We start from the raw sequence: 12,939 nt of genomic DNA, 5'->3' as shown, positions 1-12,939 counted from the left end.
CGGTGTCAGTCCTGCAGCAGGCGGGTTGAACGCCTCAGCAGGCCATAGAGCAAGGTTTCTGTGGTGTCGAAATGGTCGCTGGCATCATTAACAAAGCTGGCCATGGCAGTGAGATAAATGCCGGTCAGCGCCACCTCGCCGGCACTGCGGCGCAGACCGCCTGCCTGCCAGTCGGTGGCTTCCAGCAGCCATTGCACGGTGCGACTGACCCGGGTAATGCCATGGGCCTGCAGGTGCAGATGGCCGGGTTCCAGCTTGTAGCCGAGCATGTCTTTGATCAGGTCGCGATAGGGCGACAGATAATCAAACCAGACCATCAGGGTGCTGAACAGCCGCTCATGCAGAGGCTGCTGCCAGTCTTGCTGCACACTCAGCATGGCCTGATCGGCCCGGTCGAACAGGGCTTCTGCCAGATCATCGCGAGAGCGGTAATATTGGCTCAGCTCAGCCAGGGGCATGTTCCCGGCATCGGCCAGCTGGCGTAAACCAAAGCCGTGCCAGCCGCGCTCCAGTGCCAGATCCAGGGCAGTGTCGAGAAGGGCATCCCGTTCGGGATATAAGTGCGTCATCACTGTCTCCTGAGAAGGTAGAAAAAAGAACTCAAAGACTATAACAAGAAAACGGGCCGCAATGGGCCCGTTAATTAGAGAGGAAAAGCGAGTATTTTATTGCTGCTGATCAGTCAGGGTTTTGCCCTGCTCAGTCCAGAAGGCCTTGGCACCGTCGTGCAGCGGCGTCACTATGCCCATGGTGCCCGAGTCGATGCTCATTGAAGCAGCGGCCTGAGATACAGAGCGCATAAAGGTCAGCCCTTCCTCGGAATAAATTTGTTTCAGGCTGGCAGCGACCTGATCCGCAGACAGATGACGGCCGGCCACCCAGAGGGCGGAGTCCTGCACTGTCACCACGTCGTAGTCCACGCCCGGGTAGGTGCCGGCGGGAATGGTCACCTCGGCGTAGTAGGGGTGATCCTGAAACAGGGTGCCCTGGCTTGCGGCTTCATGTACCTGCAGCAGGCGAATGTCGTTGCTGGAGGCAGCCTGAATAACCGAGGCATTGGGGAAGCCGGCAAACACCCAGAGGGCGTCGATCTGACGGTCCCCAAGTGCGGAAGCACCCTGGTTATAGCCGATGTATTGCGGGGTGATCTTGTCCCACAGGCCTACGCTTTCAAAAAAGCGCTGGGCCGAGGCGGCAGCACCGGAGCCGGCCGGACCCACAGCCACGCTTTTGCCTTCAAGCTGGGATACTTCAGTAATGCCGGCGCCGTCGAGCACAATCAGGTGGGCGGGTGCACCGTAAAGGTAGGACACCGCCTTGGCGTTGCGGTATTTGCGGGTGTCGTTGGTCAGCTTGCCGTTCAGGCCCAGAAACATGTCGCCGGAATAGACAATGCCAAAGTCGGCATCACGGGAGTTAACCCGGCGCAGGTTTTCTACCGAGCCGGCAGAGGCCATGTTGGACACCTCCACCCCGTCCAGGGTGCGGGACAGCCGGGTGGAAATGCCGTTGGAAAAATACTGAAAAGTACCGCCGTCGGGGCCGCCGGAAAAAGCCAGACGCTCGGTCTGAGCCTGGGTAGTGGCAGCGCCCAGGCTGGCGACAGTGGCCACCGCCAGGGTGGTTAACACGCGAAAGGAGTGGGTATGCTTGGTCATGATGATGTCCTCATTGTCGTTACGTTTATGGTCTTCCGGTGAATCATTGTCAGCTGCGCTCGGGTACGGTCAGTACTGGCAACGCAGACTGGCGCAGCACCCGCTCGGCGGTGGAGCCGATAAGCCATTTTTCCATTCCGCGCCGGCTGCGGGTGCCGAGCACAATCAGGCTGGCACCTGTTTCAGTGGCACTGGCCAGAATTTCGTCGGCACCGTGTCCCAGACGCAGCTCGGTGGTCAGCTGGTTCTCCAGCCCCTGAAAATAACGCCTCTGAAAGCTGTGCAAATCCGCCATGGCCTGGGTTTTAACTTCTTTTACAAAGGATTCCATCACACTGGCGGGAATGCCCCGACGGTGCCGGTCATCCAGCTCGGTGATCACATGCAGCAGGTGCAAGCGTGCGCCGTGGGCTTTGGCCAGCTCCCGGGCCAGGACCGCTGCTTCAGCGGCCCCGTCGGAGAAGTCAGTGGCATACAGAATATGAGTAATAACAGACATGCATGCTCCTTAATGAACGTTGGAATGGTTAATGGCGGGAGTGACGTTGCCTTCGCGCTGTAGCCACCACACCAGGGCCACCAGCGCCAGGCCGGCGATATCGGACACCAGTGTAGGCCAGTACAGCAGCAGAGTGCCGGCACCCAGCAGCAGCCATTCGTGCAGTTTGGTCTGGCGACGCAGATAGCCCATGGCAAAGGCACCAAAGGCCAGAGTCCCAAGCGTGGCGGAGACAAAGGCAGTGATGATCTCCAGGGTAGTGCCGTCAAGCAGCATGGCCGGTACATAGGCAAACAGCAGTGGCATCACGTACAGCATTTTGGCGAACTTGAAGGAGGTCCAGCCGGTTTTCCACGGATCCGAGCCGGCAATGGCGGCACCGGCATAGGCGGCCACGCACACCGGCGGCGTGATGTTGGAATCCTGGGACAGCCAGTACACTATCATGTGGGCGGCGATGGCCGAGACGCCGAACTCGCCCAGGGCCGGCACTGCCAGCACGGCCACAATCAGGTAGGCGGCGGTGACCGGCACGCCCATGCCCAGCACCAGTGAGGCGATGGCCACCAGCACCAGCGCCAGCAGCAGGCTGTCGCCGGCCATGGAGATGATCAGATCCGAGAACTTGAGGCCCATGCCGGTGAGGGAAATGGTGCCCACAATCACGCCGATAACCCCAATGGTGGCGCCTACGATCAGGGTGTTGCGCGCGCCTACCTGAATGGCTTCCCAGATTTGCTTCGGCCCCATGCGGGTTTCCTTGTTGACCCAGCTTACTGCAATGCACGACAACGTGGCCCAGAATGCCGAGTTGCCGGCGGAGCGGCCGGCCAGCAATAGCACGGTAATGATCACCAGCGGCAGGGCATAGTACCAGCCGCTCTTGAACACGGTTTTCCAGTGGGGGATTTCCTCGCCCTGCACGCCCACCAGGCCGTGTTTCTTGGCCTCGAAGTGCACCATGCAGTACACCGCCAGGAAGTACAGAATGGCCGGCCCGATGGACAGGATCATGATGGTGGAATAGGGGGTGCCGGTGAGCTCGGCCATCAGAAAGCCGCCCGCGCCCATAATGGGGGGCAGGAACATGCCGCCGATGGAGGCGGCGGGCTCAATGGCGCCGGCCACGTGGGGCTTGAAGCCGGCTCGTTTCATCATGGGAATGGTAAAGGCGCCGGACGACACTGTGTTGGCAATGGCGGAGCCGGATACCGAGCCGAACAGAGCAGAAGAGATCACCGCCACCTTGGCAGGACCGCCGGTGGAGCGGCCTGCCATGGCCAGGGGCAAGTCGATAAAGAACTTGCCGGCACCGGACTTCTGCAAGAAGGCGCCAAAAAAGATAAACAAAATCACGTAGGTGGCCAGTACGTTTGCCATCACCCCGAACACGCCATTGGTGGTCAGGAACAGGGCGGTGGCGAGGCGCTCAAAGCGAAAACCGCGGTGGGCAAACAGCTCCGGCAGGTAGGGGCCGAACAGGGCAAACGCGATCATGCCCACACCAATCAGGGTGATGGACCAGCCCAGCACCCGGCGGCAGATCTCCAGCGACAGCAGCAGACCCACCACGCTCACCAGCATGTCTACCTCGTTTTCGGCTCCGGCCCGGTAGTTGAGCGCTTCAAACTGGCTGATCCAGTACAGCACTGTGCCGGCTACCATCAACGCCAGCACTACATCGCTGGCGGTGGGGCTGTTGCTGTTGCGCCGGCTCAGCCACTGATCCAATGGCAGCATCAGGGCGGCAAAGGGCAGGGTAAGCAGCAGCACATAGTGCAGTTTGTCGGCATCCTGCTCCAGCGCTACGCTCAGGCCGTCGTATTCCCAGGTCTCCTTGAACAGCGTGAATTGCTGGTAAAGCGTGGTGGGGGAGTCGTAAATGACAAAGCAGCCGGCCAGCAAGGCCAGCAGGGCAGCGCTTATAATGGAAAGGCCGGCATGGGCTCCGCGGCTGCCGGCAGGATAGAGCAGAAATACCAGCACAAAAGTGATCAGCACATAAATGCCAAGATGGTATTGGGTGCTGAGGGCGGCGACGCCGGCACCGTAAAAGTAAAGAACGACCATGGCCGCGGCCAGCGCCGCCACCAGCCAGGCCCAGGGCCCGGTGAGCTTGCGCTCGGACTTGGCATCCTTTTCCATCAGCTCCTGAAGCTTTTTCTGCTCTTGTGGGCTGAGCTCGTCGAGTTGTTGCTGTGACATTCCTTAACCTCGTTTTTTCACCAGCCGCCAATAAGCTGCTGTTTTGATTAACAGCTTATTAGCAAAATCGGGGCCAACTCAGGCTAAGGTATTGTTAAGTCAGGCCAGCACTGGTTTTGCGATAATGGAAGCAGAGCCGTTGGTATGAATATGAATGTTAAATGGGTGGTAATCCGCCCATATTCATCAGCGCATGGGCGGATTTTCACACATATTGTCTTGTCTGAATGTTTTAACGGGCAGTGAAGACACAGGCAAGACCGGCGTTGCCTGAGGTTGCAGTGCCGCTACGTGGGGTGACCTGACAAAAAAAAGCGCCCCTGGGCGCTTTGATCATGGGTGGAAATCCCCCCATCAATGGATTAACGGCTCTGGTGGCTGACCGAAGTGGCCCGCAGCAGGTTGTCGTGCACCGGGCAGCGGGCACAGACCAGATCCAGAAAAGCCTGTTTTTCGGCGTCATCAAGATCGGCGTCGATGTCGGCACTGATGTTGATGTGCTTGAAGCCCACCGGATCGTCACTGGGCTTGCCCGCGAGCCCCGCCGGGTTCAGCTCGCCATTAACTTCAACATTGATGCCGCGCAGCTCAACACCCTGCTCCCGGGCAGCCATTTTGGCAATGGTGGAAACACAGCCCGCCAGCGCAAACAGAAAGGTATCCAGCGGATTGGGACCGGTGTCGCCGGCAGAGGGCTGATCGATGATCATTTGATGTGAGCCCACCTGAGCCCGCACCTGCCAGGTATTTCCCATTTCGGTTTTTACTGTGTAAGTTTTCGTTGCCATAACCACCTCTAATTTAGTTTTTTCTTATATTAAATCGTGCGGCGTTAAAAGCAAGAGTGAGCATGTATGCAATGCGAAGCGATAGCGCGATTGCCGACGTGTGTGCACGGCATGGCAAACGACAAGCGTTCAGCCCTTGTAGTCGTTCTTGTCCAGGCCGTGTTTTTTCATTTTGTCGTACAGGGTTTTACGGGGCAGTTGCAGGCTTTCCTGAGTGTGCTTGATGGAGCCGCCGTGGCGGGCCAGCTCGGATTGAATCAGGGTTTTCTCAAACTGATCCACCCGGGCGGCCAGCCCCTGCCCGCTGGCAGGCGTCTCGGTCTGGCTGTGTTCACTCAGGTCAAAGGAGCAGGCCTCGCCCAGCAGCACATAGCGCTCCGCCAGATTGCGCAGCTCCCGCACATTGCCCGGCCAGGAATGGCTCAGCAGCTGCTGCAGCTGCGGGGCTGATAACGGCGGTATTTCCCGTTCAAACTGGGCGGATGCCAGCAGCGCAAAATGCTGAAACAACAGCGGAATATCGTCGGGGCGGGCGCGTAGCGGCGGAATGTCGATGCGCACCACATTCAGCCGGTAATAGAGATCTTCACGAAAATCACCGGCATCGGCCAGGGCGCGCAAATTAGCCTTGGTGGCGGCAATAATACGAATATCCAGCGGGATCAGCCGGTTCGAACCCAGCCGTTCAATGGCACGCTCTTCCAGTACCCGCAGCAGTTTGATTTGCAGGCTCATGGGCATGCTTTCTATTTCATCCAGAAACAGAGTACCGCCGTGGGCATGTTCCAGCTTGCCGATGCGCCTCTCTTTAGCATCGGTAAAGGCCCCTTTTTCATGACCAAACAGTTCAGACTCAATCAGGTTTTCCGGCATGCCGCCGCAGTTGATGGCAACAAAGTTTTTGTTCCGGCGCGGGCTGTGTTCGTGAATGTAGCGGGCCAGCAGATCCTTGCCCGAGCCGGTTTCCCCCATCAGCAGAATATCCGCCGGGCTGGACGCCACGCTTTGTACCAGCCGGCGCAGGTCCTGCACTGCCGGTGAGCTGCCCAGAATACGCGGGCCGGGAGCGCTCTGAGCCTGCAGCTCCTGGCGCAGGCGGCGGTTATCCAGAGTAAGGGTACGCTTTTCCAGAGCCCTGTGCACCACATCAAGCAGCAGATCTGATGAAAATGGCTTTTCAATAAAGTCGTAAGCGCCGTTACGAATGGCACTGACCGCCATGGAAATATCGCCAAAGCCGGTAATAAGAATGACCGGAATATTTGAATCAATGGTTTTTATTCTGGCCAGCAGTTCCAGTCCGGTGGTGCCCGGCATGTTGATATCGGTAATCACGATGCCGGCAAAATCTTCATTGAGCAGCGGCAGCGCCTTGTCGGCCCTGTCCAGGGTACAGACCTGGTAGTCTTCCAGCTCCAGGGTCTGGCTGGCGGAACGCAAAATGGCAGCATCGTCATCAATCAGCAAAATATGGGGCGAAGTCATGCGGGCTCCTTATGCATGCGGTTCAGTACCAGGGTAAAGACGGCACCCCCGTCAGGATGGTTGGCAGCGATCAGTTCACCGTTCAGACTTTCTACTATGCGGTGAGAGATGGACAGCCCCAGCCCGAGGCCGGTGGATTTGGTAGTAAAAAAAGGCTCAAAAATATGGGCCAGCGCCTGTTCGCTCAGGCCGGGACCATGATCGCGCAGGGCAAGAGTAACCTGAGCAGTACTGGCCTGAACATGAATATCAATACGTGGTAACGGCGTTTCGGTCATGGCCTGTAGTGCATTGCCAATCAAATTAACCAGCACCTGCTCCAGCCGGCCCTGATCCCCCGCTACTGCAAGATTGTCCTGTTCATCAGGCCAGTACAGCCTTGCCTTGTGCTTTTCCAGCTCGGCTCCCATCAAGACCATTACGCCCCGGCGCAGCTGGGCCAGGGTAGTATGGGTGTTGCCGGCATGATGCTGGCGGGCAAACTCACGCAGCGGCTGCAAAATGGCGGCCATACGATTTGCCAGGCCGCTAATTTCTTCCAGATTGCCGGCTACCGCCTCGGTGCGGCCTCGCTTCAGCAGCTTGCGGCCATTATCGGCAAACTGGCGAATGGCGGTGAGTGGCTGGTTCAGCTCATGATTAATGCCGGCAGATAATTGCCCCAGCACCGCCATTTTGGCAGCCTGGATCAGCTGACTCTGGGTTTGCCGGTGTTGCTCTACTTCCTGCTTCAGCCGCCGGTTGCTGTCGGTGAGCTGATGAGTGCGCTGCTCTACCCTGCGCTCCAGGGCTTCATGAGCTTGTTGCAGCTCCCGCTGATGGCGCACCTTCATGCGATGCCGGGCCCGCAAAAATAACAGCAGCGCCGCCAGTGTCCAGAATGTACCAAGTCCGGCAATCAGAGTGCGGGCTATGCGCTCTCTGAGTGGCTTGAGATTGGCCAGAATGGCAACCCGCATGCCCACATCCGGCAGCAGTTCGCTCACCAGCAGATAATGGCCGCTGGCTTCCTCGCCTTTCATGGTCAGCAGCTGATTGCCTCTTGGTGTGGTGTCTCTTTGCTGCAGGGGCAGCGGCTGCAGCTGTACTCTTTCATAACGGCGGCTGCCTTCAATACGACTGAGCAGCTGCGGATCCGGCGTGAGCAGGCCGGGTTTGGGCAACAGACGAAAGCGCCACTGGTGGCGGGTGGAGATAAAAATAACGCCATCTTCGTCCATGACCAGAATGTCCTGCAGCGGGTCGTTCCAGCTGCCTTCTATGTCTTCCAGATCTACCTTGACCACGGTCACGCCAATAATCTGTCCCTGCTGGCGCACCGGCGCGGAAAAGAAATATCCTCGCACCCGGGAAGTATTGCCAAGGGCAAAATAGCGGCCCAGCCCTCCCTCCATGGCCTGCTGAAAATAGGGGCGAAAGCTGTAGTCGTTCCCCACAAAGGGCGCGGCCTGATCCCAGTTGCTGGCGGCCAGAGTCATGCCGTTGCTGTTGATAAGATAACTGTCAGTGGCACCCATGGTGGCATTAACCCGGGCCAGATAGCGGTTAGCCTCATCGGTTTTTTGCGGGTTATCGGGATCGTTCAGCAGCGCCTTGAGCTGATGCTGATCGGCCAGCAGCCGGGGCAAGTCCTGATGGCGTGCCAGCTGATGACGCAGGTTGGTAATGTAGCGGCCCAGGCTTACTTGCGCATGCTGGCGAATATCTGCCAGCCCCTGCTCCCGGGTGTGCCAGAACAACGCTGTGCTAACCAGCAGGGTGCCAAACAACAGCAGCAGAAAAAGGGCAAAGGAGTTCCGTCTCATGATGGGCGTATTATGCGCGTTACGGCGGTAAATTGGCGTGATGGCTCCCGCACTCTTGAGTGCACAGGCACTTTGCAGCGACAATGACGTTTTTACGGAGTTTTTCATTATGGCTTTTCGCATTCGTTATCACTATCGCAAACAACAAAAAGAAATTGGCTATGCCAATGACAAGCACCACAGCATCTACGATGCCATTGCCACCGCTGAAGGGCTGGATCTGGCAGAGTTTCGCCGCATGGAAGATCAGCTTGCCAATATCAGCCGCAACAACAGAAAGACCATGAAGGAGTTCCGGGAAGAATATTTTCGTAAGCTGGGTGTGACTCAGGTCACGATCTTTAAAGACGAATAAGTTTGCGTCTGCCCTTGGAATCGATTTATTTATTATTCTTATTTTTTGTTATTTTTTAGTGTTTATAACTGCTTGATTTTCATATTTCCAAGTGGTTGATTTGTTTGTGATGAGCTCACCTTGTATATACCGCTGCCACTTAATTGAGTGCCATTTGAATTTATAGCTAGCATGTTGATTCTGAGCGGTTTTTCCTTTCTATTGTAGCCTTTAGGAGTGCCGGATCTGATGATCCGCGCTACGGATAATAACAGGGAAAATTCGTTACGGGAGAGCGGTGCAATGAATGCCATATTCCTGATGTTGGTTGGGCTGGGTGCCATGGCGCTCGGCTATTTTGTGTATTCCAAGTTTGTGGCCGAAAAAATATTTCGGCTGGATCCCGGCTTTCGGACGCCGGCGCACGAGTTTGAGGACGGCATAGATTATGTGCCCACCAACAAATTTGTGCTTTGGGGTCACCATTTCACCTCGGTAGCCGGGGCGGCACCCATAGTGGGGCCGGCTATTGCGGTGATCTGGGGCTGGGTGCCGGCCTTTTTGTGGGTGGTGTTTGGTACCATCTTTTTTGCCGGCGTGCACGATGCGGGGGCTATCTGGGCCAGTAACCGCAACAAGGCCAAATCGGTGGGCGCGCTCACCGGTGATGTGGTGGGCAAGCGCGCCCGCAGCATCTTTATGATCGTCATCTTCCTGGTGCTGTTGATGGTTAACGCCGTATTTGCGGTGGTGATCGCCGGTCTGCTGACCAAGTTCCAGACCTCTGTGGTGCCGGTATGGGGGGCCATTGTGGTGGCACTGATTATCGGTCAGCTTATTTACCGCAAAATGATTGGTCTGATCACCGTTTCCATTGTGGGCGTGATTGCGCTTTATGCCCTGATCTGGGTAGGGCCTTCCATGCCGCTGGCGCTGCCCGAGATGTTTATGGGCCTGACCGACAAGGCTCAGTGGATTATTCTGCTGTTTGTGTATGCCGCCATTGCCTCGTTGCTGCCGGTATGGATGCTGCTGCAACCCCGCGACTACATTAACGGTCTGCAGCTGTTTGTAGGTCTGGGTCTGCTTTATGGTGCCGTATTGCTGTCGGCTCCGGATGTGGTGGCCCCGGCCTTTAACGACAATGTGCCGGAAGGCACGCCCTCGCTGCTGCCACTGTTGTTTGTGACCATTGCCTGTGGTGCTATCTCCGGCTTTCATGGTCTGGTGTCGTCCGGCACCACCTCCAAACAGCTCGACAAGGAAACCGACCTGCGCTTTGTGGGCTATTTCGGCGCTATCGGGGAAGGGTGCTTGGCACTGGCCGCGATCATTGCCGCCACCGCCGGTTTTGCGACGCTCGCCGACTGGCAGGCCGTGTACAGCGGCTTTGGTCAGGGCGGGGTAGCCGCTTTTGTGCAGGGCGGAGCCAATATTCTGAGCAATGGCCTGGGCTTTGACATCGAGCTGTCGCAAACCATTCTCACGGTAATGGCGGTGTTGTTTGCCGGCACCACCATGGACACCGGCCTGCGGCTGCAGCGCTATATTTTCCAGGAGTGGGGCAGCATCTATAACATCAACTGGATGCAGAAAGCGGCCCCGGCCACCCTGTTGGCGGTAGCTTCCTGCCTGTTGCTGGCCTTTGGCTCCGGTGGCGACGGCTCCGGCGGCTTGCTGATCTGGCCGTTGTTCGGCACCACCAACCAGCTGCTGGCGGGTCTGACCCTGCTGGTGATCACTGTGATGCTGGCGCGTCTGGGCCGGCCCATGTATGTGACCCTGATCCCGCTGCTGTTCCTGCTGGTAATGACAGTTCTGGCACTGTTGATCCAGCTTAAGGACTTCTATGCACAGGCCAACTGGTTCCTGTTTACTCTTGATCTGGTAGTGCTGGCGGCGGCCATTCTGGTGGCGCTGGAGTGTGGCTCTACCCTGAACAAGCTGCGCAGTGGCAAAGCTGAAAGCGCCGAGAACAAGTCGTGAAAATCAAGCGGGTGCTGGCCTGGATAGACAAGGCCAGCCGGTATGCGGAAGAAGTCTATAACGCGCCCTACCGGGCGGCCATTGCCCGGGCCCGGCGCGAGGAAGACGATCTCTTTATGCTGCTGGTATTCTCGGAGATGATGGGCGTGCCGAATCCGGCCTCCTATTACACCCTGGAACTGCAGCCCCTGCTGCTGGAGCGGTTTCACGACTGGCACCAGCGCATGGGCATGGAGCACTCGCCGCTGGATCACTTTCGCTGCTGCTGAGTTCTGCGAATAAAGTTGCGTTGGGATGCGTTTTACGAATCCCAACATTTCGCACAACGGGCCGGCTTTGATGCCGGCTTTATTGTCTGGAGAGATTACATGTTACTGACCGACAAGCGGGTGTTGCTGGTGGGCGGCAAGGGCGGCGTGGGCAAGACCACTGTGTCGTCGTCCCTGGCACTATTGGCGGCCCGCCGGGGAAAGCGCTGCCTGCTGGTGTCCACCGATCCCGCTCACAGCCTGGCCGATGCCTTTGGGCGGGAAATTGGCGATACCATTACCCGGCTGGCCCCCAATCTAGACGCTCTGGAGCTGGATCCGGATCATGAAGTGGAGCAGCACCTGGCCCGGGTGCTGGCGCAGCTTAAACGCTTTACCCGGCCCGAGATGTACGGCGAGGTGGAGCGACAGATGCGCCTTACCCGCCAATCGCCGGGGGCCCAGGAAGCGGCACTGCTGGAGCGTATGGCCAGAGTGATGGAAGACAGTCAGCAGACCCACGACCTGGTGATTTTCGATACGGCACCCACCGGCCACACCCTGCGCCTGCTCAGTTTGCCCGAGGCCATGGCCGCCTGGACTCAAGGGATGCTCAAAAGCAACCAGCGCTCGGAAAAACTGGGCGAGGTGCTGGACCATTTAACCCCGGGCAAGGACGTGGACAGCCCTTTTGGCGATCCGCGGGCTCACGAAACCGCCGGTATGGACGAACGCACCAAATCCATTACCGAAACGCTGCTGGCGCGTCAGCGGCTGTTTCAGCGCACTCGCCGGTTGCTGACCAACGGCCAGCAGACTGCACTGTTGTTTGTGCTCACTCCCGAAAAGCTGCCGATACTGGAAACCGAACGGGCGGTAACAGCACTGCGGGAAGAAAAATTGCCCCTGGCCGGCCTGGTGGTGAACCGCATTCTGCCTGATGAAGCTGACGGTGCTTTTCTGGCACAACGTCGAAGCCAGGAAAAAACACATCTGGCTGAGATAGAGCGAACCTTTGCCGGTCTGAATCGCTATCCGTTATATCTGCAGCCCACGGATATTCAGGGGCTGGACGGCCTGGGTGATATGGCCACCCGGCTGGAGCAGGCCGGGCTGTAAGTGTCTTAATTCAATTTACAGCCGAATCCTCCCTTGAGTAGAATTTGGCCGAGGGTTTTCTGATATTGAACGGAGAAATATGACAACGGCGAAGCAGGGCGACGACAATAACGATGTGGGTACCCGCCTCAAGGCGGTGCGCCTGATGCGCAATATTTCCCAGCGGGAGCTGGCCAAACGCACCGGCGTGACCCACTCCAGCCTGTCGCTGATTGAGCAGGGCAAGGTCAGCCCGTCGGTCAGCTCGCTGAAAAAGATCCTCGACGGCATTCCCATGACGGTGGGTGAGTTTTTTACTCTGGATCTGCAAAACACCGATCAGATCTTTTTCAGTCCCGACGAGCTGCAGGACGTGGGCAGCGGTAATCTGTCTTTGAAACTGGTGGGCTATAACCGCAAGAACCGGGCCATGTCATTTATTGTGGAAACCTACCCGCCTGGCGTGGACACCGGCCACGACATGATGGCCTACCACGGCGAGGAAGCCGGCGTGGTGATTGAAGGGGAAATCGAAATTACCATAGGTGCTCAGCACCGGCTGCTGAAGGCCGGCGACAGCTATTACTTCTCCACCACTCAACCCCACCGTTTTCGCAATATCAGCGATCAGCCCTGCCGTATCGTCAGTTGCTCCACTCCGGCCAAGCATTTCTGAGTTTTAGCGAGGGTAATACCCTCGCCACCCCATCATTTGTTTTATTTTTGTTTATAAAAAGTTAACTTCTGGTGTGACTCAGATCACGTCAAATGTCCCTTAAGGGACATGTCGGCCACTTTCCGTCTGCCTCTATGATGAAGCGTCAACGGACAGA

Annotated in this window: 12 protein-coding genes; 5 read left to right on the top strand and 7 right to left on the bottom strand. The window is 57.5% G+C overall.

Features of this window, described 5'->3' with window-relative positions; all coding sequences use genetic code 11:
- Positions 1-5: 5 nt before the first annotated feature.
- The 7 genes from R0I78_RS02425 to R0I78_RS02395 all read right to left on the bottom strand — a co-directional run bounded on the left by R0I78_RS02425 (position 6) and on the right by R0I78_RS02395 (position 8,548).
- Positions 6-569 carry a TetR family transcriptional regulator gene (locus R0I78_RS02425; protein ID WP_317074176.1) on the bottom strand — a complete coding sequence of 188 codons (564 nt, stop codon included), beginning with the start codon at positions 567-569 and terminating at the stop codon, positions 6-8.
- A gap of 96 nt (positions 570-665) precedes the next feature.
- Positions 666-1,658: a TAXI family TRAP transporter solute-binding subunit gene (locus R0I78_RS02420; protein ID WP_317074175.1), complete on the bottom strand. Its 993-nt coding sequence runs from the start codon at positions 1,656-1,658 to the stop codon at positions 666-668.
- 49 nt (positions 1,659-1,707) lie between these two features.
- A complete protein-coding gene (locus R0I78_RS02415) occupies positions 1,708-2,157 on the bottom strand; it encodes a universal stress protein (protein ID WP_317074174.1) in 450 nt (149 codons plus the stop codon).
- Positions 2,158-2,166: 9 nt separating this feature from the next.
- Complete coding sequence (locus R0I78_RS02410) at positions 2,167-4,362, bottom strand: TRAP transporter permease (protein WP_317074173.1); 2,196 nt, start codon at positions 4,360-4,362, stop codon at positions 2,167-2,169.
- A gap of 362 nt (positions 4,363-4,724) precedes the next feature.
- Complete coding sequence (locus R0I78_RS02405; RefSeq protein WP_026344847.1) at positions 4,725-5,150, bottom strand: OsmC family protein; 426 nt, start codon at positions 5,148-5,150, stop codon at positions 4,725-4,727.
- 129 nt (positions 5,151-5,279) lie between these two features.
- Positions 5,280-6,635, bottom strand: a complete 1,356-nt coding sequence (locus R0I78_RS02400; protein ID WP_317074172.1) for a sigma-54 dependent transcriptional regulator — start codon at positions 6,633-6,635, stop codon at positions 5,280-5,282.
- Entirely contained in the window at positions 6,632-8,548 is a 1,917-nt protein-coding gene (locus R0I78_RS02395; protein WP_317074171.1) for an ATP-binding protein, read from the bottom strand. The genes R0I78_RS02400 and R0I78_RS02395 overlap by 4 nt, the downstream gene beginning before the upstream one ends.
- 1 nt (position 8,549) lies before the next feature.
- Here R0I78_RS02395 and R0I78_RS02390 point away from each other — a divergent pair, with 1 nt between their 5' ends.
- From R0I78_RS02390 to R0I78_RS02370, 5 genes are all read left to right on the top strand, one after another.
- Positions 8,550-8,795, top strand: coding sequence for a DUF2960 family protein (locus tag R0I78_RS02390; protein ID WP_019935126.1), 246 nt, complete (start codon positions 8,550-8,552; stop codon positions 8,793-8,795).
- Between the two features lie 282 nt (positions 8,796-9,077).
- Positions 9,078-10,760 carry a carbon starvation protein A gene (locus R0I78_RS02385; RefSeq protein WP_019935125.1) on the top strand — a complete coding sequence of 561 codons (1,683 nt, stop codon included), beginning with the start codon at positions 9,078-9,080 and terminating at the stop codon, positions 10,758-10,760.
- Complete coding sequence (locus R0I78_RS02380) at positions 10,757-11,029, top strand: cory-CC-star protein (RefSeq protein WP_019935124.1); 273 nt, start codon at positions 10,757-10,759, stop codon at positions 11,027-11,029. Before R0I78_RS02385 ends, R0I78_RS02380 begins: the two co-directional genes overlap by 4 nt.
- A gap of 99 nt (positions 11,030-11,128) precedes the next feature.
- Complete coding sequence (locus R0I78_RS02375; RefSeq protein ID WP_317074170.1) at positions 11,129-12,127, top strand: ArsA family ATPase; 999 nt, start codon at positions 11,129-11,131, stop codon at positions 12,125-12,127.
- A 79-nt stretch (positions 12,128-12,206) separates the two neighbouring features.
- The gene (locus tag R0I78_RS02370; protein ID WP_019935122.1) at positions 12,207-12,782 is read left to right on the top strand and encodes a cupin domain-containing protein; all 576 of its coding nucleotides are present in this window, start codon (positions 12,207-12,209) and stop codon (positions 12,780-12,782) included.
- Positions 12,783-12,939: the final 157 nt, after the last annotated feature.

The organism is Oceanimonas sp. CAM02 (assembly GCF_032842915.1).
Taxonomy (GTDB): domain Bacteria; phylum Pseudomonadota; class Gammaproteobacteria; order Enterobacterales; family Aeromonadaceae; genus Oceanimonas; species Oceanimonas smirnovii.
Note: the sequence above shows the minus strand (reverse complement) of the source record. Positions and strands in the feature narration are given on the sequence as shown.

Coding starts and splice junctions, on each gene's coding strand:
- R0I78_RS02400 (WP_317074172.1), bottom strand. CDS start 6,635: ATGACTTCGCCCCATATTTTGCTGATTGATGACGATGCTGCCATTTTG.
- R0I78_RS02370 (WP_019935122.1), top strand. CDS start 12,207: ATGACAACGGCGAAGCAGGGCGACGACAATAACGATGTGGGTACCCGC.
- R0I78_RS02390 (WP_019935126.1), top strand. CDS start 8,550: ATGGCTTTTCGCATTCGTTATCACTATCGCAAACAACAAAAAGAAATT.
- R0I78_RS02405 (WP_026344847.1), bottom strand. CDS start 5,150: ATGGCAACGAAAACTTACACAGTAAAAACCGAAATGGGAAATACCTGG.
- R0I78_RS02415 (WP_317074174.1), bottom strand. CDS start 2,157: ATGTCTGTTATTACTCATATTCTGTATGCCACTGACTTCTCCGACGGG.
- R0I78_RS02410 (WP_317074173.1), bottom strand. CDS start 4,362: ATGTCACAGCAACAACTCGACGAGCTCAGCCCACAAGAGCAGAAAAAG.
- R0I78_RS02375 (WP_317074170.1), top strand. CDS start 11,129: ATGTTACTGACCGACAAGCGGGTGTTGCTGGTGGGCGGCAAGGGCGGC.
- R0I78_RS02385 (WP_019935125.1), top strand. CDS start 9,078: ATGAATGCCATATTCCTGATGTTGGTTGGGCTGGGTGCCATGGCGCTC.
- R0I78_RS02420 (WP_317074175.1), bottom strand. CDS start 1,658: ATGACCAAGCATACCCACTCCTTTCGCGTGTTAACCACCCTGGCGGTG.
- R0I78_RS02395 (WP_317074171.1), bottom strand. CDS start 8,548: ATGAAAAACTCCGTAAAAACGTCATTGTCGCTGCAAAGTGCCTGTGCA.
- R0I78_RS02425 (WP_317074176.1), bottom strand. CDS start 569: ATGACGCACTTATATCCCGAACGGGATGCCCTTCTCGACACTGCCCTG.